Annotated in this window: 28 protein-coding genes, 4 tRNA genes and 1 pseudogene; 18 read left to right on the top strand and 15 right to left on the bottom strand. The window is 71.6% G+C overall.

Annotated elements, in window-relative coordinates; all coding sequences use genetic code 11:
* The first annotated feature begins 7 nt into the window (after positions 1-7).
* The 9 genes from ABD143_RS18005 (at position 8) to ABD143_RS17965 (ending at position 5,982) form a co-directional block, all read left to right on the top strand.
* Positions 8-1,486 carry an FtsK/SpoIIIE domain-containing protein gene (locus tag ABD143_RS18005; RefSeq protein WP_343979294.1) on the top strand — a complete coding sequence of 493 codons (1,479 nt, stop codon included), beginning with the start codon at positions 8-10 and terminating at the stop codon, positions 1,484-1,486.
* Positions 1,483-1,791: a hypothetical protein gene (locus tag ABD143_RS18000; RefSeq protein WP_343979291.1), complete on the top strand. Its 309-nt coding sequence runs from the start codon at positions 1,483-1,485 to the stop codon at positions 1,789-1,791. The genes ABD143_RS18005 and ABD143_RS18000 overlap by 4 nt, the downstream gene beginning before the upstream one ends.
* Positions 1,791-2,006, top strand: a complete 216-nt coding sequence (locus ABD143_RS17995) for a hypothetical protein (protein ID WP_343979288.1) — start codon at positions 1,791-1,793, stop codon at positions 2,004-2,006. The genes ABD143_RS18000 and ABD143_RS17995 overlap by 1 nt, the downstream gene beginning before the upstream one ends.
* Positions 2,003-2,476, top strand: coding sequence for a hypothetical protein (locus tag ABD143_RS17990; protein ID WP_343979285.1), 474 nt, complete (start codon positions 2,003-2,005; stop codon positions 2,474-2,476). The genes ABD143_RS17995 and ABD143_RS17990 overlap by 4 nt, the downstream gene beginning before the upstream one ends.
* Positions 2,477-2,572: 96 nt before the next feature.
* Complete coding sequence (locus ABD143_RS17985; protein ID WP_343979282.1) at positions 2,573-2,920, top strand: hypothetical protein; 348 nt, start codon at positions 2,573-2,575, stop codon at positions 2,918-2,920.
* A complete protein-coding gene (locus tag ABD143_RS17980) occupies positions 2,917-3,159 on the top strand; it encodes a hypothetical protein (RefSeq protein WP_343979279.1) in 243 nt (80 codons plus the stop codon). Before ABD143_RS17985 ends, ABD143_RS17980 begins: the two co-directional genes overlap by 4 nt.
* Positions 3,156-4,547 carry a replication initiator gene (locus tag ABD143_RS17975; RefSeq protein WP_343979276.1) on the top strand — a complete coding sequence of 464 codons (1,392 nt, stop codon included), beginning with the start codon at positions 3,156-3,158 and terminating at the stop codon, positions 4,545-4,547. Before ABD143_RS17980 ends, ABD143_RS17975 begins: the two co-directional genes overlap by 4 nt.
* A complete protein-coding gene (locus tag ABD143_RS17970; RefSeq protein WP_343979273.1) occupies positions 4,544-4,750 on the top strand; it encodes a helix-turn-helix domain-containing protein in 207 nt (68 codons plus the stop codon). Before ABD143_RS17975 ends, ABD143_RS17970 begins: the two co-directional genes overlap by 4 nt.
* Complete coding sequence (locus tag ABD143_RS17965; protein ID WP_343979271.1) at positions 4,750-5,982, top strand: tyrosine-type recombinase/integrase; 1,233 nt, start codon at positions 4,750-4,752, stop codon at positions 5,980-5,982. Before ABD143_RS17970 ends, ABD143_RS17965 begins: the two co-directional genes overlap by 1 nt.
* An 88-nt stretch (positions 5,983-6,070) precedes the next feature.
* Here ABD143_RS17965 and ABD143_RS17960 read toward each other — a convergent pair.
* Together ABD143_RS17960 and ABD143_RS17955 are read right to left on the bottom strand one after the other, a co-directional pair.
* A tRNA-Val gene (locus ABD143_RS17960) sits at positions 6,071-6,142 on the bottom strand.
* 20 nt (positions 6,143-6,162) lie between these two features.
* Complete coding sequence (locus tag ABD143_RS17955) at positions 6,163-6,678, bottom strand: TIGR02611 family protein (protein ID WP_343979268.1); 516 nt, start codon at positions 6,676-6,678, stop codon at positions 6,163-6,165.
* Between the two features lie 320 nt (positions 6,679-6,998).
* On the opposite strand from ABD143_RS17955, the gene ABD143_RS17950 reads away from it, so the two are divergent.
* From ABD143_RS17950 to ABD143_RS17935, 4 genes are all read left to right on the top strand, one after another.
* On the top strand, positions 6,999-7,427 hold the full coding sequence (locus ABD143_RS17950) for an SsgA family sporulation/cell division regulator (protein WP_343979265.1): 429 nt from the start codon (positions 6,999-7,001) through the stop codon (positions 7,425-7,427).
* Positions 7,428-7,528: 101 nt separating this feature from the next.
* Positions 7,529-7,601 (top strand) — tRNA-Gly (locus ABD143_RS17945).
* A 78-nt stretch (positions 7,602-7,679) separates the two neighbouring features.
* A tRNA-Cys gene (locus tag ABD143_RS17940) sits at positions 7,680-7,751 on the top strand.
* Between the two features lies 1 nt (position 7,752).
* Positions 7,753-7,827 (top strand) — tRNA-Val (locus tag ABD143_RS17935).
* Positions 7,828-8,805: 978 nt separating this feature from the next.
* Here the strand turns inward: ABD143_RS17935 and ABD143_RS17930 are convergent.
* Positions 8,806-8,976 carry a helix-turn-helix domain-containing protein gene (locus ABD143_RS17930; RefSeq protein WP_343979263.1) on the bottom strand — a complete coding sequence of 57 codons (171 nt, stop codon included), beginning with the start codon at positions 8,974-8,976 and terminating at the stop codon, positions 8,806-8,808.
* Between the two features lie 216 nt (positions 8,977-9,192).
* Between ABD143_RS17930 and ABD143_RS38230 the strand changes: the two are divergent.
* Positions 9,193-9,447, top strand: a pseudogene (locus tag ABD143_RS38230) (hypothetical protein); the annotation flags it as partial.
* Positions 9,448-9,552: 105 nt separating this feature from the next.
* Here ABD143_RS38230 and ABD143_RS17925 read toward each other — a convergent pair.
* From ABD143_RS17925 to ABD143_RS17910, 4 genes are all read right to left on the bottom strand, one after another.
* Complete coding sequence (locus ABD143_RS17925; RefSeq protein WP_343979260.1) at positions 9,553-10,095, bottom strand: DUF6817 domain-containing protein; 543 nt, start codon at positions 10,093-10,095, stop codon at positions 9,553-9,555.
* Between the two features lie 287 nt (positions 10,096-10,382).
* On the bottom strand, positions 10,383-10,667 hold the full coding sequence (locus ABD143_RS17920) for a putative quinol monooxygenase (protein ID WP_343979257.1): 285 nt from the start codon (positions 10,665-10,667) through the stop codon (positions 10,383-10,385).
* Between the two features lie 36 nt (positions 10,668-10,703).
* Positions 10,704-11,264 carry a hypothetical protein gene (locus tag ABD143_RS17915; RefSeq protein WP_343979254.1) on the bottom strand — a complete coding sequence of 187 codons (561 nt, stop codon included), beginning with the start codon at positions 11,262-11,264 and terminating at the stop codon, positions 10,704-10,706.
* A gap of 139 nt (positions 11,265-11,403) precedes the next feature.
* On the bottom strand, positions 11,404-12,312 hold the full coding sequence (locus ABD143_RS17910) for an aldo/keto reductase (RefSeq protein WP_343979252.1): 909 nt from the start codon (positions 12,310-12,312) through the stop codon (positions 11,404-11,406).
* 81 nt (positions 12,313-12,393) lie between these two features.
* On the opposite strand from ABD143_RS17910, the gene ABD143_RS17905 reads away from it, so the two are divergent.
* The gene (locus ABD143_RS17905; RefSeq protein ID WP_343979249.1) at positions 12,394-12,747 is read left to right on the top strand and encodes a winged helix-turn-helix transcriptional regulator; all 354 of its coding nucleotides are present in this window, start codon (positions 12,394-12,396) and stop codon (positions 12,745-12,747) included.
* On the opposite strand, the gene ABD143_RS17900 is transcribed toward ABD143_RS17905, so the two are convergent.
* Entirely contained in the window at positions 12,727-13,233 is a 507-nt protein-coding gene (locus tag ABD143_RS17900) for an NAD(P)H-dependent oxidoreductase (RefSeq protein WP_343979246.1), read from the bottom strand. The two genes, ABD143_RS17905 and ABD143_RS17900, sit on opposite strands and share 21 nt — an antisense overlap.
* 325 nt (positions 13,234-13,558) lie before the next feature.
* Here ABD143_RS17900 and ABD143_RS17895 point away from each other — a divergent pair, with 325 nt between their 5' ends.
* On the top strand, positions 13,559-13,813 hold the full coding sequence (locus ABD143_RS17895; RefSeq protein ID WP_343979243.1) for a type B 50S ribosomal protein L31: 255 nt from the start codon (positions 13,559-13,561) through the stop codon (positions 13,811-13,813).
* A gap of 60 nt (positions 13,814-13,873) precedes the next feature.
* Here ABD143_RS17895 and ABD143_RS17890 read toward each other — a convergent pair whose 3' ends face one another.
* Positions 13,874-14,728, bottom strand: a complete 855-nt coding sequence (locus ABD143_RS17890; RefSeq protein ID WP_343979240.1) for a metallophosphoesterase family protein — start codon at positions 14,726-14,728, stop codon at positions 13,874-13,876.
* Between the two features lie 118 nt (positions 14,729-14,846).
* On the opposite strand from ABD143_RS17890, the gene ABD143_RS17885 reads away from it, so the two are divergent.
* Positions 14,847-16,184: a cytochrome P450 gene (locus tag ABD143_RS17885; RefSeq protein ID WP_343979237.1), complete on the top strand. Its 1,338-nt coding sequence runs from the start codon at positions 14,847-14,849 to the stop codon at positions 16,182-16,184.
* A gap of 7 nt (positions 16,185-16,191) precedes the next feature.
* On the opposite strand, the gene ABD143_RS17880 is transcribed toward ABD143_RS17885, so the two are convergent.
* The 5 genes from ABD143_RS17880 to ABD143_RS17860 form a co-directional block, all read right to left on the bottom strand.
* Complete coding sequence (locus tag ABD143_RS17880; protein ID WP_343979234.1) at positions 16,192-16,779, bottom strand: NADPH-dependent FMN reductase; 588 nt, start codon at positions 16,777-16,779, stop codon at positions 16,192-16,194.
* A gap of 110 nt (positions 16,780-16,889) precedes the next feature.
* Positions 16,890-17,945, bottom strand: a complete 1,056-nt coding sequence (locus ABD143_RS17875; RefSeq protein WP_343979231.1) for a phosphotransferase family protein — start codon at positions 17,943-17,945, stop codon at positions 16,890-16,892.
* A gap of 62 nt (positions 17,946-18,007) precedes the next feature.
* A complete protein-coding gene (locus ABD143_RS17870) occupies positions 18,008-18,430 on the bottom strand; it encodes a DUF3037 domain-containing protein (protein ID WP_343979228.1) in 423 nt (140 codons plus the stop codon).
* Entirely contained in the window at positions 18,427-19,269 is an 843-nt protein-coding gene (locus ABD143_RS17865) for a HipA family kinase (RefSeq protein WP_343979225.1), read from the bottom strand. Before ABD143_RS17865 ends, ABD143_RS17870 begins: the two co-directional genes overlap by 4 nt.
* A gap of 52 nt (positions 19,270-19,321) precedes the next feature.
* Positions 19,322-19,942 (bottom strand): TetR/AcrR family transcriptional regulator, encoded by a 621-nt coding sequence (locus ABD143_RS17860; RefSeq protein WP_343979222.1) that lies wholly within the window; start codon positions 19,940-19,942, stop codon positions 19,322-19,324.
* 72 nt (positions 19,943-20,014) lie between these two features.
* Between ABD143_RS17860 and ABD143_RS17855 the strand changes: the two genes are divergently transcribed.
* A complete protein-coding gene (locus ABD143_RS17855) occupies positions 20,015-21,346 on the top strand; it encodes a nucleobase:cation symporter-2 family protein (protein ID WP_343979220.1) in 1,332 nt (443 codons plus the stop codon).
* Between the two features lie 6 nt (positions 21,347-21,352).
* Here ABD143_RS17855 and ABD143_RS17850 read toward each other — a convergent pair whose 3' ends face one another.
* Complete coding sequence (locus ABD143_RS17850; RefSeq protein ID WP_343979217.1) at positions 21,353-21,811, bottom strand: DoxX family protein; 459 nt, start codon at positions 21,809-21,811, stop codon at positions 21,353-21,355.
* Positions 21,812-22,130 lie beyond the last annotated feature (319 nt).

Raw genomic sequence — 22,130 nt, 5'->3', positions numbered from 1 at the left:
AGACACGATGGCGACGTTCATGAAGACGAAGAACCGCACGAACACCAATCACTGGAACGGCACAGTGGCGGGCCGGCCCTCGACCCGCTCGACCGGCGCGGAGATCCGCGCGGTGGCGTGGCTGTGTCGCCACCCGCTGTTCCTGCTCCTGCCCGGCGTGCTGCTCGCGGCAACGCTGTGGTGGGGACCCGTCCCGCCGGGCGCAACACTGGGCGGGCTGGCGCTCGGGCTGGTGGCGTGGTGGCGCGCCCATCCACCCACCTACGACCGCTGGGTAGCGCCTCGGGTGCGCTCCTGCTGGCGGCGTTGGACCGCCTACCGCGGTCGCCGCTGGGCCCGCATGCTGAGCGACTGCGAACTCACCCGGGAGCAGCGCGGCACCGGCCACACCCTGGTACCCCGCGTGCTGCGGGTCCGGGCGGTCACCCCGTCGATCGACACTCTGACCGTGCGGATGGTCCGCGGGCAGGACGCGGAGACCTTCACCGACCGCGCCCCCGCCCTGGCCGACGCCCTCGGCGCCCACCGGGTCGCCACCACCCGCACCCGCCCCGGCGTGTTGACGATGGTCGTCGAGCGGCGGATGCCGTTCACCGCCCCTGTCCCGCCCGCACCCCTCCCGGCGACGGCCGACGAGGTGGACCTGTCGGCGTTGGATGTCGGGGACGTCGAGACAGGGGCGCCGTTCCTACTGCGCCTGCGCGGCAAGCACGTCCTGACCGTCGGCCGCTCCGGTGCCGGTAAGGGATCGCTGCTGTGGAACCCGTGGCGGGCGATGGCTCCGATGATCCGCGACGGCCTCGTCCGGCTCTGGGTCATCGACTTGAAGGGCGGCACCGAGACCGACCGCGGACGCCCGCTCTACCACCGGTGGGCCACTACCGGCCGTGAGGCTGTCGAACTGCTGACCGAGTACCGGGACTCGATGAAGGACCGGCAGTCCTGGATGCGCACCGAGGGTGTGCGGGAGAGCCCGATCAGCCGGGATACCCCGCTGGAGCTGCTGGTCATCGACGAACTCGCGATGCTCACCGCCTACGGCGACCGCACCGACGTCCGCGAATGCCTGCGCCTGCTCGCCGAGGTCCTGACCCAGGGCCGGGCTGCGGACCACAGCGTCATGGGCTACGTCCAGGAACCCACCAAGGACGTCGTCGACGTCCGGGACCTGTTCACCGTCCGGATCTGCCTCGCCGTCACTGCCGCGTCCCATGTGGACATGGCATTGGGCGACGGCGCCCGGGACCGCGGGGCACTGGCCGATCAGATCCCCGGCGATCCCGCCCACGCCGGCATCGGCTTCGTCATGGACGACCGATCGCGGCTGCCGGTGCGGTTCCGCGCGGGCTGGGTCACCGACCGCGACATCGACGAACTCGTCGCCCGCGCCACCCCCCGTACCGCCGACGTCCTGCCCTTCCCCACCGACACCGACACCGAGATCGACGACCGCGACGACGAGCGCGGAGAGGAGCACGCGTCATGAAGACCTTCGCCGCTGGCCGGGCCCGGGAGGCCCGCATCATCACCATCGCGCTCGCCACGGTGTGCGCGGCTGGCTGCGCCGCCGCCGTCGTCCCCGGTGCCGAGCACGTGATCACCGTCGGGGTGCTCGCACTTGCCGGGCTTGCCGTGGCCGTCCTGCTCGCCCGCCTCACCGTCCGGTGCGTTCGGGAGCGCCAGGAGGACCGGACCGACGCGGTCACCGCCGCCCGCTGGCGCGCCACCCACGCCCCGCGCCTGCTCGACGACCAGGACCGCGCCGTCCTGAACATTCGGGTGGTGGCGTGATGTGGGACGCCACCGTGTGGGCCGCCATGACCTGGCTCAAGCTCACCGCCCTGCTCGCGGTCGCCGTCGGGGTCTGCTGGCTCGTCTTCGGTGCTGGCTCCGGCGGGTTCGTCCTGGCCGTCATCGTCGCTGCGGTCGTTGAGCTGTACCTCACCCGTCAACTCGCCCGCGAATGGGCCTACGAAGCGGCGATGCGCTGGTGGTGGTCCCCGTGACCCCACGGCCGGACCCGCCGGCCGATCCGGGGCAGCTCGACCTGTTCGGGCCGCCGCCCGGCACGGCTCCCGCGCCGCGCTCGCCGACCGACCACAAGGGCACACCCGGACGGGACGAGTCGAACGATCTCGACCTGATCCGGCACGTGGCCGGCAATGCCGCCCGCGGGCTCTACCTGCTCGTCGGCACAGCCGATCGGGTCTACGCCCGCAGCGACGACGGCACGACCACCGACGCCGCCGTGCGTGTCCCCGGCTACGAGGAAGCCGCGGTGCACCAACTCATCGCGCGCGGCTGGCTCACCACCGGCAACGGGCAGCACCGCGTCACCTGCGGCGCCGCCCAGCTCACCGGAACCGCCGTGCTCGCACCCCGCTCCACCCGCAACCGGATCGTCCGCTGGGAGGCGTTGGCCCGCCCGACCTCGTGGCAGCCCGACTCCGGCCACGCCAACCGCACCCGTCGCTGACCACCCCGCCCGACCCCGGGCACGAGCACCGGGTGGGCGCCGCTGACCACTCGTGGCGTCCGCCCGGCCCCAACCATGCGCACCTGGAGTACCACCATGACCCGAACCACCCACGTCGACGTCATCCGTCCCGGCCGTGCGCTGGTGACGGGCCCCGCCGAGACCCGGCCGGACCGGGAGACCTTCGCCGGAGGAATCGTCCGCGACGGTCGCTACTACATCGTCGAAGACGAGTACGGCATGGTCATCGGCCGCGCTCGCAGCTACCGCGCCGGAGCCGAACGCCTCGCCCGCCACTACGACACCGACCCCGGCCACATCGAGATCACCTACGAACGCGACTCCGATGGACAGTGGTCCGGCGACATCAACGCCTCCCGCGCCGCCGCCGAGATCCGCCGCACCACCGCTAAGGAGTCCAGGTCGCCGCGGAGATCGGGGTGAGCGCCCCCACCCGGCAACGGGTCGGACGCTTCCGTCTCCTCACCGCCGCCGCCGACGCCCTGCGCCGCATCCACCACGACGGCGGCATTCCGGTCGTGGACTGCCCTCGTTGCGGCGACACCGTCCGCACCCGTCAACCCGTGCGCGCCGCTGACGCCGCGCGGGAGGGCAGCCCCCTGCACGCCGCCTTGCTGGATCACCTGTTCCGCGACTGCCCCGCCACGGAGGTAGCCCGATGATCCCCGCTCCTGCCACCGACCCGCTCGACCTCGTCGCCGCTCGGGTGCGCCGCCCGGACTTCGCCACCTGGCGGGCCCAGGTCGACGCCACCCGCGGCTGCTCCGCACCCATCCACCTGCGCGGCGCCTCCGCCGTGCTCGACCGTGACGGCGCCGTGCTCCTCGAGCGCAGCGGCGACGTGCTGGCCCCCTGCGGCAACCGCCGCGAGTCCGTCTGCCCGGCCTGCTCGGACCGCTACGCCGCCGACGCCTTCCACCTCCTGCGCGCCGGGCTCGCCGGGGACGACACCAAGAACGTCCCCGCCACGGTCACCAACCGGCCCCGGGCGTTCCTCACCCTCACCGCACCCTCCTTCGGACCGGTCCACACCCGCAAGGTCACCGCGCGCGGGCACGTCATCCCCTGCGGCTGCGGGGACCGCCACCACCCCGACGACCCGCGCCTGAGCACCGCTCGCGATCCCGAGTCCTACGACTACGTCGGGGCGGTGCTGTGGCAGGCCCACGCGGGAGCACTGTGGGCCCGGTTCACCACGGCTCTCCGGCGGGCGCTCGCCGCGCAGCTCGGGGTGAAGACGCGCGAGTTCCGCGACCACGCCCGGCTGTCCTACGCCAAGGTCGCGGAGTTCCAGCGCCGCGGGCTGGTGCACTTCCACGCCGTCGTCCGCCTGGACGGACCGGACGGCCCCGTCACCCCGCCGCCGGCTGGGCTCGACCACACCGCCCTGCGCGCCGCGATCACCCACGCTGCGGCCACAGCGACGCTCACCGTGGCCCGGCCGGACGGGTCGCTGATGGTGCTCGGCTGGGGTGCACAGCTCGACCTCCGCGCGGTCACCCCCTCGGCGCTGCGGCAGGTCGAGACCGAACAGGGCGAGATGACCGACGCCGCCTTGGCCGGCTACATCGCCAAGTACGCGACGAAGGGCACCGGCGCCACCACTGCCGCCGACCGGCCCATCCGCGACATCGAGCACGTGCAGTACCTCGACATCGGCCCGCACCACCGAGCGATGATCGAGACCGCGTGGGAGCTCGGCGGGCTCGACGCCTACGAGGCGCTGAACCTGCGCCGCTGGGCCCACATGCTGGGCTTCCGGGGCCATTTCCTCACCAAGTCGCAGCGGTTCAGCACCACCTTCCGGGCCATCCGCGCCGACCGACGGCTCTGGCGGCTGCGCGCCGACCTCGACGCGCTCGACCGCGCCACCGACGACCCGAACGCCATCCCGGTCGACCTGGAGACGGTCACCGTCATCAACGACTGGTGGCCCATCCACTTCGGACACCACGACGACGGCGAACGCGAGTTGGCCGCCGGTATCGCCGAACGCCACCGATCCCAACGACGCAGCATCCCGACGACCACCCCCAGGAGGGCAGCATGAGCATGGCCCTGACCGGCCCGACGATCGACACCGGGCGCTTGACCTACACCGTCGACGAGGTCGCCTACCTCCTCAACATCTCGCGCGGTATCGCCTACCAGTACGTCCGCGACGGAGTGATCCCCGCCGAGCGCGTGGGCCGACGCTGGCTGATCCCGCGCAAGCGCTTCCACGCCTGGCTCGACGGACAGGCGGTCGCGTGATGGCCGGCGGGATCCGCAAGACCCCGGCCGGTAACTGGCGCGCCTACTGGCGGGAGCCCAGCGGGCGCCAGACGTCCAAGACGTTCGGCACCAAGCGCGAGGCGACGGTGTTCCTGGCGCAGATGTCGGCGGCCGCAAGCACCGGGGGCTACGTGTCCCCGCACGCCGGGCGGGTGCTGTTCGGGGACCACGCCCAGCAATGGATGGACTCGTGGAACAACGAGAAGACCACCCACGCCCGCGATGCATCGATCATGCGCACGCACGTCCTCGCCCAGTGGGGCACCTGGCAACTCACCAAGATCGACCACCTCTCCATCCAGACGTGGATCACCGACCTGAGCAGGCGCCTCTCCCCCGCGACGGTCGCCGAGTGCCGCCGCCTGACCAGCGCTGTGCTCCGCTCCGCGGTGCGCAACCGGCTGATCGCCTTCAACCCCTGCGAGGACATCAAGGTGCAGAAGCGTCGGCGCCGCGACACCGACGAGCAGATCATCGAGCGCACCACGTTCCGGAGGCGGCTGCTACCCGCCGTTCCGGACCGACACCGCGGCATCGTCGCTGTGGCCGGCGGGTGCGGTCTGCGGTGGGGTGAAGCCGCTGGGCTCTGCATCGATGCGCTCGACCTCGACCGCGGGACGCTCCGCGTGATCCGAACCGTGATCGAGGTCGGCGGGCACACATCGTTCAAGCCCTACCCCAAGTCGACCGCCGGACGCCGCACCGTTCCGCTCCCGGGCTGGCTGGTCACGATCCTGCGGAAGCACATCGACCGGTACCCGCTCGGCGAGGCCGATCTGATCTTCGCCAACGAGGTGGGCGGGGCGCTGCGCCGCACGCTGTTCCGCTCGCGCATCTGGCGACCCTCGCTCGTCCGTGCCGGAATGCTCGGGTCGGTGGTGCCCGACGGCAACGCCTACCTCGCGCGGTGGACCGCCACCAACGGCCAGCGGCACCGGCGGCACTTCACTACGGAGCCCGCAGCAACCAAGCACGTCGTGCACGAGCAGGCCGGCGGGCTGCGCTTCCACGACCTCCGCCACTCCTACGCCACCTGGCTCGTCGACGACGGGGTCCCGCCCAACATGGTGCAACGGGTGATGGGCCACGAGCGGTCGTCGACGACCCTCGACCTCTACACCCGACGGACCGAGGACTCGACCCGGATTCTGCAGGCACTCGACCACGAGGACCCGGACGACGGGGCAGCCGACGCGCACGTGCCCGCGTGATGCTTTTCTGATGCCTCTCAGGGCGCTACAACGGCAAACGGCCTGGCCGGAAGCTCTCAAAAGAGCCTCTGACCAGGCCGTTCGGCTGTGGGCGATACTGGGATCGAACCAGTGACCTCTTCGGTGTGAACGAAGCGCTCTCCCCCTGAGCTAATCGCCCTTGCCGTCGTAGACCCTACCTCACCCGAACAACGGGCTCTGCAGCCAGGTCCATGATCCCAACCCGAGCCAGCGTGCCACCGGGTAGATCACGTTGAGTAGCCACAGGGTCGTGAGCACGACGAGGCCGGTGGCGGCCAGCACCGCGAGCCGGACGACGAGCGACTGGCGGCCGAGCCAGTCGGTCCAGGCGTCGTACTTCTTGCGGGCGTAGGTCAGGACACGGCGGGCCCAGAGGAACTCGCTCGCGAGGATGGCCAGCCCGACGAAGACGACCGCCCAGCCCGGGCCGGGGTACGGGATCATGATGATCCCCGCGATCAGCACGATGCCGCCCACGACGGCGATCGCGACGCGGTAGGTGCGCCGGAGCTTCGGCTTGGCCTCGATGCCGTCGCGGAAGGTCTTGACGCGCTGCTTGAGCGCCGCGCCGCGCCCGGGGGCCGCGGAACGCCCGCTCTCGGTGCTGCTCAGTTCTTCACCCCCGCGCCGCCGCTGCGTACCGGACCGCGACGTGACGGCGGAACGGCCTCTCACCGGCGTCAATCGTACTGGGAAGCATGCGCAGCGACGCCCCCGACGCTCCAACCGAGTGGGCAGAGTGACGCCCGCCACCGGCCGATCCGGGTACGCCGGCACCCCGAGAGGGACCCTTCTGCGAGGTTCACGCTGGTCACCGGGACGCCGTGCGCAGACCGGCTTCGACACGGAGCGTCGTGGCCGGGCGCATCCATTGGGCCGTCAGGGTGACACCGGGCGGTCAGTCAGAGGGAGTTCGTTCCTCTACCCGTCACGCCTTCGCACCCCAGTCGTTTTTCCGGTGACGAACCACGCAGGACCATGAAAGAGGACGCACGATGCGCGACGAGCACACGGTCATCTGCTCACCGGCGGTGTTCGAACTGATCGCTCCGGACGCCCCGGTGGTGCCCGTCAACGTCGATCTGACTTACAACAGCCGCGACCCCTACGCAGTTCAGGCTTCGTTCCGGACGGGGAACGGTACCGCTGTCGACTGGGTATTTGCACGGGACCTCCTGCACGACGGCCTGATTGGCCCGACGGGCACCGGTGACGTCCGGGTCCAGCCGATGCCGCTCAACCCGACGCGGGTCCAGCTCGAGCTGTCGTCACCGTCCGGGCATGCGGTCTTCACGACCTGTGCGCAGGCTCTCGGCGAGTTCCTGCACCGGACGTACGTGGCCGTGCCGCCGGAGACCGAGTACTCCTGGCTCGACTTCGATGTTGCTCTGTCGGATCTTCTGAACTACCCGGCGCGCGACTAACCGCAGGTCACGGGCCCCCTCCGAGTATGGAGGGGGGTGGTGTGGAGGTCCGGGCGCAGCTGCGCTAGTGTTCTCCCATCAACGCAGCGGGAGCTGCATAGGCGGACGTAGCGCAGCTGGTAGCGCATCACCTTGCCAAGGTGAGGGTCGCGGGTTCGAATCCCGTCGTCCGCTCGGAGGAACCTCGGGTCCCGTCGGACCTCCACGGAACGAACTCCACGGAACGCTCCGGGGACTTCGGCCCAGAGTTTCGGCGGAGTGGCCGAGTGGCTTAGGCAAGGGCCTGCAAAGCCCTGTACGCGGGTTCGATTCCCGCCTCCGCCTCGGGCGATTAGCTCAGTGGGAGAGCGCTTCCTTGACACGGAAGAGGTCACAAGTTCAATCCTTGTATCGCCCACCATGTAAGGCCTGGTCAGATCCCCATCTGGGGATTCGGATCAGGCCTTCTTGGCGTTCCGGGCCGGGGTGAGGGCCCAACCGAGGGCCTAACTCCTCGGCGGGGGAAGACGCGGTTCATCGCGGTGGTCCCGTCGTCGATGACGGGTCGGAGCTGCTTTGCGGTAGACGGCCTCGGTGACCTTCGAGCCACCCGCATGACCGATCGGCCGCGCGATCTGCTCGATCGGCACTCCCCCGTCCGACAGCAGCGACACGAAGCTGTGGCGGAGCTCGCGCGGTGTCCACATCCGGTCGTCCAGCCCACCGCGACAGCCACGCGCCGGAAGTCCCGCCGGACGTTCGCCGCGTCCATCGCCGTCCCGGCGTCGGTAGCGACGAGGTCGTGGTCGGCCCACCCTCCCGCGACCTGCTGCCGGCCGCGGTGCTCCTCCAGAGCCTCGACGCACCGCTCCGGCAACGCGGTCGGAGGTCAGCGCTTGCGACGGCCGTCCGCCCCGCCCGGTCGGAGTCCCGCACAGCAGTACGACGTTGCGCTTCACCTTGTCCCGAGCCTGCGCCCGAGTGATCGACCGGGCCAGGATCGACTTGATCCGCGCCACCGTGCTCGTGCTCAGCTCGCGCGACTTCTCCGCCAGCCAGCGGTCGACGTCCTCGGCCGAAAACTCCCGCAACTTCCGCCCGCCCAGGGTCGGGATGACGTGTCGCGGCGCCAGGTTGCGCAGGGTCTGCACCCTGCTCGGATCCCGCCCGCCGAGACCGTGATCGAGCCAGTCGGTCACGGTCTGCGCGACGGTGTACCCGCCCGCGCCAGAGACGGGCACGCCGTCCTCGTGGTCTCGGATGATCTCCCTGAGCCGGTCGCGTGCCTTGTCCGGCCGCCGGCCCGCCGTTGGATCCGCCGACCGGACGGGTGTAGCCGACCGTGGCGCTGACCATCCAGCGCCTGACCTCGTCCCAGTAGATGCTGCCGTCGCCGCAGCTACGCCGCGCCGTCATCGGCTTCCCGCACGAGCAGGTCGACGTAGTCGGCGATCGCGGTCGCCGGGATGAGGCGGGTGCGACCCTGCGTCACCGACCGGAGCCGGCCGGACCGGATCTGCTCGTAAACCACCGAACGACTCATCGAGAACAGCCGCATCGCCTCAGGCACCCGGTAGACCCCCCGATCACCTGCCCTACATCGCCTCGCTCGAGGCACTGGGCGTCGCGCGCGTGTTCACCCCCGGTACCACGACGGCGACCATCGTTGAATGGGTCCGGACGAACATCGGGCGGCCGGTCGGCTGACCGGCCGCGCAGAGGAGGAAGCGACCGTGACGATCACCCCGGAGGCGGTCGGGCGCGAGGCCCCACCGGTGACGCGCACGTGGTCGGGCGACGACGCCGCGCTCTACGCCCTCGGGGTCGGCGCAGGCATCGACGACCCGAGCCAGGAGCTGGCCTTCACGACGAGAACTCCACCGGGTTGGCGCAGCAGGTGCTGCCGACCTTCGGGATCCTGCTCGCCCGCACCCCGCTCCCCTACCTCGGCGACTACGACCGGGCCATGCTGGTGCACGCGGAGCAGGCCTGCACCCTCTCCGCGCCGATCCCCGTGGCGGGCACCGTCACGGCGCGGACGCGAGTGACCGCGGTGCACGACAAGGGCTCGGGCGCGCTCGCCGTCATGGAGTCGACGGCCACCCTGCCGGACGGATCGGTGTCGTGGGGCGAGAGCCAGGGAAGTTCAGGCGTCGGGAGGGTGGTCGTAGGCCTCGTCGAGGGCGGCCCGTGCTGCCGGGTTCAGGCGCGGGCACATTGCATGAAGCTCCGCCCTGCGGAAGTAGCGCTTCTGCGGGCGGATATGCGGCTGTTGCTCGAGGCGGTTCGCGACCTCGATATGGGCGAGGTCGCTCAACTCCTGTTCCGTGAGGGGGATCGACGCCCCTTTGAAGCGGTCGACGACCATCGGCGGGCCATCCGCGGCAGTGAAGTTGCGATAGAAGCTGTCCCGCTTCATGACCCCGAACAGATAGGCCAGCCGCTCGGCCTCCGTGCCCGCCAACGCCGAGATCCGCTCGCGCTCGGAGGGGTCGACCGACTGCTGTCGGAAGTAGTCGGTGCCGTAGATCGAGTGGATCAGCCCGGCACGTGAGACGCGCTCATGACAGCCCCATCGCTCGAGCAGTTGCTGGGTCTCGATGAGGTGGACGGTGAGGGACCGGTTCGAGTGGTCGACATCTTCGAATCCGATCTCAGCGAGGAAGGCAGCGGCCTCGTCAGGGGTCATGTCCGACAACCTCGCGATCGGTCTCCGCCGCTGCTTCAGTGCATCCCGCCATCGTGACGCTACGCGCCGGGCAGCCGCTTCACCAGCGGCGCGGAGCCGGCTGACCTCGCGTTCAAGAGCGAGCTGATGCGGGGTGCCTCGGCGAGGAGCAGCACGTGTCCCCGTTGGCGCCCTGCTGCCGGCGCTGCCCTGATTTTCGTTGACATGGAAGAGGTCACTGGTTCATTCCCGGTATCGCCCACCACCCACATGCCCCCTGGCGACGAGCCTCGTCAGCCAGGGCCGGCTCAGGCGGGCTCGACGGCCGAGATCCGGTACTTCCGCACATCGGCGTCGAGGATGCGCGCGGCGGTGCCCGCGTCCAGGCCCGAGCCGCGGAAGTCCTCCAGTTCCTCGTCGGACTCCCAGCGCTCGTAGACGTTCACGCGCCCCGGGTCGAGGGCGTCGGCGGTGAGGGCGAAGTCCAGGCAGCCGGACGCTTTGCGGGCGGCCTCCACCACGGTGGCGCAGTCGGCGACGTAGCGGTCCCGGTCGGCGGGGTCGACCACCAGGTGGCCTGCGATGACGAGCATGTCAATACGACTGCCGGCGGGCGCCGGACTCATCGGTCACGGCGCCGCGGCCTGTCCCCCGGTCGGGTTGACCACGAACCACGTGCCGTCCTCGCCATTGTGGCCCGCGTTCGAGAGGGTGCCGTCGTCGTCGCGGTTGCGGTAGAGCGGCCAGCCTGCGAGCGTCAGCTGGGTGCTGCCGTCGGCGCGCTGGAGGTGGCCAACCAGGTCCTTGGAGACGCCAGCCAGGTCGAGCTTCTGGTCGGGCGCGGCGACGATCGGGATCCAGGTTTCGGCACAGGCGTCCGTGCAGTTCGACGTCGGCGGGTTCGCCGAGTCGGCGGCGGACCGGTAGATCAGGCGGCCGGAGCCGTCGGTGACGACCACGCCGAGCGGTCCCGTCTGTACCGCGTACAGGGTCGGCGACGGGACGCCCGCGCCCCCGTGCGCTCCGTGACCCCCGTGCCCGTCGGCCGCGGCAGGCGCCGACGTCGGGGCGGGCTCGTCAGTCGGCGCGGACCCCGTACCGCAGGCGACGGCGCCCAGGAGCGCCACCAGCCCCACGGACGCGGCGACCGGGCGGCGCAGGCTGGAACGGGTGAGAGGGGAGCGTGACACGGTCCCCGATCCTCCCCCGCCCCCGCGCGGCGCGGCGAAGCGGGGTCACGATCCGGTAACCGTCTCCGCGTCAGGCCACGTCACGAGCCGTCAGCTCGCCGGCCGGTCAGGTACTCCACCTCGGCTGCGGTGAACGTGCTCAGGATCCCTCCAGGACGGGTTGCGAGGTGCGGTCGAGCAGGGCCAGCTCAGCCGCGTCCAACCGGACGTCCAGCGCGGCGACGTTCTCCTCGAGATGACGCACGCGGGTGGCGCCGGGGATCGGGACGACCGGCACGCCCCAGACGTCGGCGCGCTGCTGCACCCACGCGAGCGCCACCTGCCCGGTCGTCAGCCCACGCCGCTGCGCGATGTCCCGGACCAGCGCCGGGAGGCCTGCATGCTCCGGCGCATCCTGGGCGACGCGCGCGTTCGCCGTCTCCAGGTCGGCGTTGAACAGCCCGGCGCCCTGCGGGCCGTACGGAACCAGGCCCACACCGAGCTCGGCACACACCGGAACGACCTCCTCGACGCGGCGGACGGCGAGCGACCACGACGACTGCAGCGCCGCGATCGGGTGCACGGCGTGCCCAGCCCGGACTTCCTCCGCGGTGACCTCGGAGAGCCCGAGGTGGCGCACCTTCCCCGCGGCGACGAGCTCGGCCATCGCCCCGACGCTCTCCTCGATCGGAACGGCGGGGTCGCGCCGGTGCAGGTAGTAGAGGTCGATGACGTCGGTGCAGAGCCTGCGCAGGCTCGCGTCGCAGGCTTTGCGCACGTAGTCGGCGTCGCCCCGCAGCTGCACGTCGCCGTCGCCCTTCCAGCGCGCGCCCACCTTCGTGGCCAGCACGACTTCACCGCGGCGGTGGGCCAGCGCCCGCCCGACGATCTCCTCGTTGCGGCCGTTCCCGTAGAGCTCGGCGGTGTCGAGGAAGGTGACGCCGAGATCGAGCGCGCGCCCGATCACGGCGTCGGCGGTCTCGCGGCCGGGTCGGGGCGGCTCGGTCATCTTCATGCAGCCGAGCCCCTGCAGCGGGACAGTCAGCCCGCCCATGGTCGTTTCTGGCACGTGCCCAATCTCGACGCGCACACCCGACCCGGCAAGTACGCACTTCTTGGTGCCCACTTTCCGCCGGGATAGTGTGAAACGGTGCCGACCGAACGCTTCGACTGCGGGCTGGCGGCCGCCCGTCACGTCATCAGCGGCAAGTGGAAGCCACCGATCCTGCTCGCCCTTCGCACGTCAGGCCCCACCCGTTTCGGGCAGCTGCGGCGCGAGCTGGAGGGCGTCACCGAGAAGGTGCTGAGCCAGCAGCTGAAGGAGATGGAGGCCCACGGCCTCGTCGTGCGCACCTCCTACGACGAGGTTCCGCCGCGCGTCGAGTACTCGCTCACGCGCAGCGGCCAGCAACTCCTCATGGCCCTGCGCGAGCTGAGTGAGTGGGGCGACGAGCACTTCGGGCACCTGGTGGGCCCGGAGAGGTCAGTCGCCGCCCGGGCCTGACACCGCCGGCCGGGCCACATGCGCGCCGAGGCCCGAGCGGCCGGGTGCGACGCCGGGCCGCAGCACGAGATCCTCGTCGTACTCGCCGCCGTCCTGGTGGCGGAACGGGATGGGTGCGCCGGTGGGGAGCGCCCGCAGCCGCTCCCGCAGCGCGGTGGTCGTGCATGCGCACTCCGCCACGGAGAGGCGGTCCGCGCCCGGCACCACGAACGGCGGCAGCACCGACATGCCCGTGTAGAAGAGCGTGCCGTGCTGCAGCGGGAACAGCAGTTCGTCGATGTGCCCGTTAACGCCACGCGGCCCGAGGCTCGGCTCGGGCGCGCCCGCCGTCACGACGACCAGCGCGCGCTTTCCGCGCAGCAGCCCGTCGCCGTAGCGGCGGGTCCGGCACGAGTCCGGGTCACGCACGCCGTAGGCGAAGCCCTTGACGAAGACGCGGTCGGCGAGCCGCTGAGGGAGCGGCGCTCCGGATGGGCGAAGACCCACAGCACGTTCATGCCATCGATGGTGCGCGGCTGACGCTGCCTACACGAGTGGCAGGAACGACCACGTCCGCCAAGATTCCGCCACCACTCAGTTGAGCGGCGCCGCCGTCATACTTCGGTGAGGGGAGAGCACGTGCGCGGGCAACAGGGCGCAGCGCGGCGAACAGTCCCTCGGCCACGGTCGCCGGATCGCCGTTCCCACACCCTTCGGACCAGCAGGCCACCGCCGTGAAACCCGGGTCTGGCACCGTCCACCTCCGGAATACAACGACAATCATTCTCGTTAAGCCAGACGGTAACAGACTCCAGCGACCAGGGAGGCCGCGATGCGCCCCGACATCCACCCCGCCTACGGACCCGTCGTCTACCAGGACCGGTCCACGGGCGACTCGTTCCTCACCCGCTCCACCGAGACGTCCCGCGAGACGATCGAGTGGTCGGACGGGGACACGTATCCGCTGGTCCGCGTGGACATGACGGCCTACTCCCACCCGTTCTGGACGGGCGCGGCGCGCGTGCTCGACTCCGCGGGCCAGGTCGAGAAGTTCCGCCGCCGCTACGGCGCTCGCAGCCGCGGCTGACGGCACACCAGCGGCATCCGCACGGGCGGTCTGTTCACCAGGTGGGCGGGCCGCCCGTCGTCATTCGGGCGCAGGGAGCACCTGCTTCGGCAGCAGGTCGGGGGTGTGGGTGCCGAAGCGCTCGTCGCGCGCCTTCCACTCGCGCGGGTAGCCGAGCGACGCCTCGACGAACCGCACGCCGTTCTCCCAGGTCACGCGTGGGATGTGCAGGTGCCCGTACACGACAGCGCTCGCCCGGTAGCGGACGTGCCATTCCGCTGTGCGCGTCGAGCCGCACCACAGCGCGAACTCCGGGTGGCGCAGCACCCGCGTCGGGAGGCGGGTGAGTGGCCAGTGGTTGACGAGCACGGTCGGCAGGTCCGGGTCGCACGTGGCGAGCCTGCGCTCGGACTCGGCGATCCGCGCCTCGCACCACGCGGCCCGGTCCGGGTGGGGGTCGGGGTGCAGCAGGTGCTCGTCGGTGCACACCACCCCCGCCTGGTAGGCCGCCGCGAGCCCGTCGGCCGAGGTCGACGTGCCGTCGGGCAGGAACGAGTAGTCGTACAGCGTGAAGAGCAGGGCCACGGTGGCCGGGCCGCCCGCGCCGTCCCATACGGGGAACGGGTCTTCGGGGGTGAGCACGTCGAGGCTGCGGCAGGCCTCGACGAGCCGCTCGTAGCGGTGCTCGCCGCGCAGCGACACAGGGTCCTTGGTGCGCGTCCACAACTCGTGGTTGCCGGGCACCCAGAGCACCTTCGCGAAGCGCTCCCGGAGCACGCCCAGCGCCCAGGCGACGTCCCCGACCTCCTCGGCGACGTCCCCGGCGACGATCAGCCAGTCACCGTCCGATGTGGGCCGTAGCTCCTCGACGATCGCGCGGTTCTCGGGGTAGCGGACGTGCAGGTCGCTGACGGCCAGGAGCCGCGGTTCATCCACCCTCCCAGTCCTACCGGACGCCCGTGGGCTCCGCCGCTGAGACCGTCATGAGGGCTCTGGCCCACCACAGTTACCGAGCGGTAGCGTCCGGGCGGGGACGCGATCGGGAGGCGCAGAGATGGCAGCGGTGACGGGAATACGGCAGGCGATCCGGTGGGGGCTGCGGCACGGCCTGATCCGCCGCGCGGTCGAGCGCCGGGTGCGCGAAGGCGACCTCACGGCCCGGCTGATGATGGACCCGGACGTGATCGCCGACCCGTTCGCGCACTACGACTCGCTCCGCGAGCAGGGCCGGCTCGTCGACAACACGCTGGTGCTCAACACCGCGCACCACGACGTCAGCACCGCGATCCTGCGCAGCACGGACTTCGGCGTGGTCGGCGGGCCGAGCGGGCGCGCCCCCGCAGCGCTGCGCCACGCCGTGCGCGCCGGCGGCCGCGGCCCGCTGGGCCCGGTCGAGCCGCCGTCGATGCTCGCCACCGACCCGCCGGACCACACTCGCTACCGCAAGCTCGTCACCAGGGCGTTCAGCGCCCGCGCGGTGGCCGCGCTGCGCTCGCGCACCGAGGAGATCGCCGCCGCCCTGCTCGACGAGATGGCCGCCAAGGGGCGTCGTGCTGACCTCATCGACGACTACGCGAGCCTGCTGCCCGCCACCGTGATCGCCGAGATGCTCGGCGCCCCCGTCGAGATGCGCAGGCAGTTCCTGGAGTGGGGCGCGGGCGGCGCGCTGTCGCTCGACGCCGGGCTCACGTTCCGGCAGTTCCGCGGCTCGGAGCGCAACCTCGCGGCGCTTCAGGACTGGATGCGCGGGCACTTCGAGCGGATCCGCCGCCACCCGGGCGAGGACATCCTCTCCACGCTCGTGCACGCCCAGAGCGAGGAGGGCCGGCTGACCGAGGACGAGCTGACCAGCATCGCGATGCTGCTGCTCGCCGCGGGCTTCGAGACCACGGTCAACCTCATCGGCAACGGCGTCGCCCTGCTCACCTCGAACCCCGACCAGCTCGCCCTGCTGCGCGCCGAGCCGCAGCGGTGGCCGGCCGCGGTGGACGAGGTCCTGCGCGTCGACTCTCCCGTGCAGCGGACCGGGCGGATCGCGCACCGCGACACGGTGGTCGCCGGCGAGCGGATCAGCGCCGGCCAGGTGGTCGTGATCATGCTGGGCGGGGCCAACCGGGACCCCGCCGTCTTCCGCGACCCGAACCGCTTCGACGTCATGCGCCCGAACGCCGGCGACCACCTGGCCTTCTCCAGCGGGGCGCACTTCTGCCTAGGAGCGGGCCTCGCGCGCATGGAGGGCGAGGTGGGGCTGCGGGCGCTGTTCGACCGCTTCCCCGACCTCGCGCTGGACGGCGCGCCGCACCGCCGTCCCACACGCGTGCTGCGCGGCTACGACGCGATGCCGGTGCGCCTCTCCACCGCCGACGTCGATGCCGCCACGGTCGATGCTTGAGTGAGGCTCAGGCGCTGCGGAGCATGCGAGCCGCGGGCGTCCACGTCGCGAGGGCGTCGAGCAGGTCCTTCCCGCCGACCTCGATCTCCTCGTTCGGCGTGAAGACGCGGTCCTCGCCCTCGCCGCTCACGTGCTGCGCCACGAACGGGACGAGCACCGCCTCGTTCACGGGCACCATCGAGAGCGTGACGAGCACCGGCTTGAGCGCCTCGACGGCCCGCGCACCTGCGCTGAGGCCGCCGTAGCTCACAGTGCCCACCGGCTTGTGCTTCCACTCCTGGGAGAGGAAGTCGATCGCGTTCTTCAGCGGGGCGGTGAAGGAGTGGTTGTACTCGGGCATCACGAAGACGACGGCGTCGGCACGGTCCACCACCGCGCTCCACCGGTGGGTGTGGTCGTGGACGTACGCCCGCAGCCGCGGGTGGTTCGGCTCGTCCATCAGCGGCAGGTCGATCTCCGCGAGGTCCGCGACCTCGACGTCGAACCCGCCGTGCCGACGGGCGTAGTCGGCGAACCAGCGCGCGACGGGCAGGCCGACACGGCCGGGCCGGGTGCTCGCGACGACGACCAGCAGTACGGGCTTGTCTGCACTCACGCCCCCGATGATTCAGCGCACGCCGACGAGGGCTGTCCGATCCGTCCCGGTATGAGGGGACCGGCGTGCGCAACGTCACGAGCGGCGACAATCCGTTCAGGCGAACGCGCCTACTCGTCCAGCGCGGCGAGTGCCGCCCTGGCCTGGGTCTGCAGCGCCTCCAGCCGGGCACTCCCCTGGTCCGCCTCCTGCACGCCCATCACGCCTCCCGCGTACCGGCTGTAGACGCCCGCGCCGATGCACGCCGAGCGCCAGCGGGCGAAGGCCACGTAGAAGGCGAGATGCTCGACGTCGCGCCCGGACCGCTGCACGTAGCGCGCCACCAGCTCGTCGCGGTCGGCGTAGCCGTCGACGAGGCTGGGACCGGAGATCGTCGGCAGCACCTCGTCGCCGGGACGCCCCCACGAGGCGATCAGCCAGCCGAGGTCCGCGAGCGGGTCGCCCAGCGCCGCCAGCTCCCAGTCGAACACCGCGCGCACCCGCCCGTCCGGCCCGACGGCGAGGTTGCCCAGCCGGAAGTCGCCGTGCGCGATCCGGACGTCGGACGGCGGGAGCGCGGCGGCCCGTTCCACCAGCCGGGCGTGTGCGGTGTCCACCGCGGAGAGGTCGGGCACGCTGGACTCGTGCACCTGTCGGTGCCAGCGCCGCAGCTGCCGGTCCAGGTAGCCGCCGGGGCGGCGCAGGTCGCCGAGCCCTACCGCGTCGGGATCGACGGCGTGCAGGTCCGCGAGCACGTCGACGGCGTCGAGGCCGGCCGTGCGCCGGGACTCCCCCGCGGCCAGCCGGTGACCGGAGGCCTCGTCGCCCAGCACGTCTCCGTCGACGAACTCCATCAGGTAGAACTGCGCGCCGATCACCTCCGGGTCGGCGCAGAACGCCACCGGCGGCGGCACGGGCACGGGCGTGCCGGCGAGCGCGCTGATGAACCGCCACTCGCGGCTCATGTCGTGCGCGGTGGCGAGCACCATCCCGGTGGGCGGGCGGCGCAGCGCCCAGCGCCCGCCGGCGGCGTCGGTGATCCGGTAGGTGAGGTTCGAGTGTCCGCCGGAGATCCGCTCGACCGCCACCGGGCCGTCCCCGACGGGCAGCTGCGGCACCACGGTGCGCAGCCAGTGGGTGAGCGGTTCGGGCGGAACGGCGACGATCTCCGTCGATCGGGCGGTCATCACCCCATCCAATATCGACGTGGCCCGCACCGGCCACCCCCACCGATGAGTCTCGGGGTCGGTCAGCCGATCTGACCGCGGCGGAGCGGCAGCACGAGCGCGTCCAGCAGGTGCTCCAGCTCCGCGACTGGGTCGCCGGTGAGACCGGTGTGCACCGGCCCCGCCTGCACGATGGTGCTGCGTGGAGCGGTGAGCCTGCGGAAGCGCCGGCCGCGGTCCTCCTCACCCGCCGGGCCCGCGTAGCGGGCGGCCTCGGTGCGCCCGTCGCCGCACTGCGCCACCACGGAGTCGAGCGCACGCCCGATCACGACGTCGTCGGCGTCCGGGTCGAGTGCGCGCAGCCGCGGCACGTCGAGGTACACACGGGCGCCGAGGAAGTCGAGCGGCCTGCTGTAGATCAGCACACCGGCGTTGATGGCCTCGCCGCGCTCGATGCGCGGCACGACCCGCAGCAGCGCGTACTCGAAGGGGTGTCGCTGGCTCATGTCCGGCCCTCCGCAACCCAGAAGGGCAGCTTGCGCCCGCGCGTGTCCGGCGGCTCCGCACCCTCGGCCCGCGCTGCCACCGCCGCCCGCACACCGGGCAGCCACGCCTCGCGTGCGTCCCGGCGGGCCAGCAGCTGCGCGACGAACGCTGCGCGCACGGCGTCCGGCCCGTCGAAGCCGGGCTCGTCCGCGAGCCAGCGGTCCGGCACCGCGTCGACGGCCGCGCGCAGCAGCTCCGGGGTGACCAGCGGCGCGAGTGCCGCGTCGGCGGCGTCGAGATCGGGATGGCAGCCGAGCAGGACGTGATCCTCGGCGGCGTACGCGCGGCCCACCCACCCCTCGGCCGCCGACCAGGCGTGCTGGAACGTCAGGGTGGCGCCGTGGTCGATGAGGTACGGCGAGCCGTGCCAGAACAGCATGTTGGTGTTGCGCCACGAGCGGTCGACGTTGCCGACGAGCGCGTCGAACCACATCACGCGCCCGGCGAAGGCCGGGTCGACCGGGAAGGCCTTGGTGTCGAGGTCGAGCGCGCCGGGCAGGAAGTCCATGCCCAGGTTCATCCCCGGACTGGCGCGCAGCAGCTCCTGCACCTCCTGGTCGGGCTCGGACGCCCCGAGCGCCGGGTCGAGCTCCACCGTCACCAGCTCGGGGACGGGCAGCCCGAGGCCGCGCGCCAGCTCACCGGAGACGATCTCCGCGACGAGCACCTTCCGGCCCTGCCCGGCCCCGTGGAACTTGACCACGTACGTGCCGAGGTCATCGGCCTCCATGAGGCCCGGCAGCGACCCGCCCTCACGCAGCGGTGTGACGTAACGGATGGCCGTGACATGGCGCAGCATCCTGGCACCTCCTTTTCCGGCGACCGAAGATACGCACCTGGATCTGGATGCACTACTGCATATCTTCTTCCCGAGCGAGGGCCGTGAACGCGCGCAGGAGCAGGTCCGTCGCATCCACGACCACCTCCTCCCGGGTGCCCTCCGGGCAGAGCAGCCGCTGGATCAGCAGCCCGTCCTCCAGAGCGTGGACGACCAGTCCGAGGAACGCTGGGTCCGCGGGCGGCCGCACGCCCCGCTCAGCCAGCTCGCGAGCGATCGCGTCGGCGAGCGCGCCCCGCGCGAACCGCTCCCGCTCGGCGACGGCGGGCAGGATCGCCGGATTGCGCAGCGCGTGCAGCCACAGCTCCGTGCGCAGCCGCAGCCAGTCGCCCGCGTGCTCGGCGCGGTCGCGGTGCCACGCCGCCAGCGCGTCCCTGGTCTGGCCGTACGAGCCGGCGGCCAGCGCACGCACCTCCGCGAGCTCGCGCTCGGTGCGCAGGCGCAGCAGCTCGGTCACGAGACCGTCCCGGTCGGCGAAGTTGCCGTAGAACGCTCCGCGGGTGAAACCGGCCCGCTCAGCCACCTGCTCCACCGAGGTGCCGGTGACGCCGCGCTCGGTGAACAGGTCGGCGGCGGCCGCCAGCAGTCGCTCCCGTGTGCGCTGCCTGCTCTGCTCCCGTGTCAGCCGGACCACCGCAGGATCTTCCCACCACGCCTCAGCACCGCTCGTGTCATTGGGAGGCGACGCGCGAACTACCGTCCGAGCATGAGCGAGACGCCGACGCCCCGCCCCGATGTGACGAGCCCGGTCGACGAGGTGCCCCCGGCCGGGCGGCTACTGGTGCTCGGGCTGCAGCACGTGCTCGTCATGTACGCGGGTTGCGTCGCCGTGCCGCTCATCGTCGGCAGCGCGCTCGGTCTGGATACCCGCACGATCGGCCTGCTCGTCAACGCCGACCTGGTTGTGGCCGGGATCATCACGCTGATCCAGACCCTCGGGGTCGGCAAGATCCTCGGCGTGCGGCTGCCGGTGGTCACCGGCGCCACGTTCGCGGCGGTGACGCCGATGATCCTCATCGGGCAGAACTTCGGCCTTCCGGGCGTGTACGGCTCGATGATCGTCTCCGGGGTGTTCGGGATGCTGATCGCGGTGCCGTTCTCGAAGATCATCCGGTTCTTCCCGCCGGTGGTGACCGGCAGCGTCATCACGATCATCGGGCTCTCGCTCATATCCGCGGCCGCCGGGCTCATCGCCGGCAACGACCCGACGGCACCCGGCTACGGGAACCTGGCCGGGCTCGGGCTCGCCGCCGGGATCGTGCTGGTGATCATCCTGATCACGCGGTTCGTCCGCGGGTTCCTCGGCCAGATCGCCGTGCTCACCGGGCTGGTCGTCGGGGCGCTCGTGGCGATCCCGATGGGCCTTACCGACTTCTCCGGGGTGGCGAGCGCACCCTGGTTCGGCGTGGCCCCGCCGTTCCTGTTCGGGGCGCCGGAGTTCCCGGTCGCCGGGGTCGTCTCCATGTGCGTGGTGATGCTGGTGATCTTCGCGGAGTCGACGGCCGACATGCTCGCGATCAGCGAGATGACCGGCGAGCGGCTCTCCCCCGCCCGGATCGCGCGAGGCCTCGCGGCGGACGGCTTCTCCGGGGTGCTCGGCGGGACCCTGAACTCGTTCCCCGACACGATCTTCGCCCAGAACGTCGGTCTCGTGCAGCTCACGCGGGTGCGCAGCCGGTTCGTGCCGGCCGTGGCGGGCGGGGTGCTCCTGCTGCTGGGGCTCGTGCCGAAGTTCGGTGAGGTGGTCGCATCGCTACCCGGGCCCGTGGTGGGCGGAGCCGGTCTCGTCATGTTCGCGACGGTGACGGCGGTGGGCATCCGCACCCTGCACAAGGTGCGGTTCGAGGGCACCCACAACCTCATGATCGTGGCCGTGTCGCTCGGCGTGGGGATGCTGCCGGTGGTGGCGCCGAACTTCTACCGACAGGTGCCCGCCACGATCGAGATCATCATCGGCTCGTCGATCACCTCGTGCGTGATCGTGGCGTTCCTGCTGAACCTGCTGTTCAACCACCTGCCATGGGGCCGCGCCCAGTAAAAAAACCTAGCGCGACGTGACCCTTTCGAGCTCACGCTCGAGCTGTGACTGCCGGCCGCGTACGACGTGGTCGACGCTGAACTTGCCCGGGCCGACCGCCGCCAGCGCGATGAGGCCCGCTCCGATCACGCCGACCAGCTCCCACCCACCGTCCGTGATGAAGATCCCGTTGGGGATGTGCACGAACACGGCTGCGCCGACCATGATCACGAGCATCAGCCCGCATGCGACCGGCGTCAACGCACCGATGATGAGCAGCGCACCCGCGGCGAACTCGACCACCGTGACGAAGGAGGCGGAGACGATGGCGAGCGGGATGCTCAGGTTCTCGAAGCCGTCGGTGGTGCGGCCGATCCCGTTGATCACGAGTTTCTGGTAGCCGTGGGCGAACATCACGACGCCGATGAGCACACGCACGAGCAGCAGCGCCCAGTCACGGGCCGGCGGCGGGAGCGGTCGGTTCATGGAAGCACCTCCGGAACGGTGGGTAAGCGGATCGATCCGCTGCGTGAGCAGTCAATCGGACGAGTGGACATGATCACGTTCAATCGGATGATCCGGCGGCGGCCGACCGGCTCTGGGCGGCGAGCAGTCGGCCCAACGCGACGAGCGCGCGACGAACGGTAGCCGGACGCTCGCCCGCAGTGACGTTCTGGCTGAGGGCCCCGGTGAGGATCACCACTGGCGCAGGCGGTGGCATTGACGCGGCCGCCCGTGCGGGTTTGCCTGCCGTCGTGGCACTTGCAGCGGCGCCCGCCGCCTCAACGACTCCCCTCACCCACCC

Source organism: Pseudonocardia aurantiaca, assembly GCF_039526725.1.
Classification (GTDB): domain Bacteria; phylum Actinomycetota; class Actinomycetes; order Mycobacteriales; family Pseudonocardiaceae; genus Pseudonocardia; species Pseudonocardia aurantiaca.
This window is presented reverse-complemented; position numbering and strand designations above follow the sequence as displayed.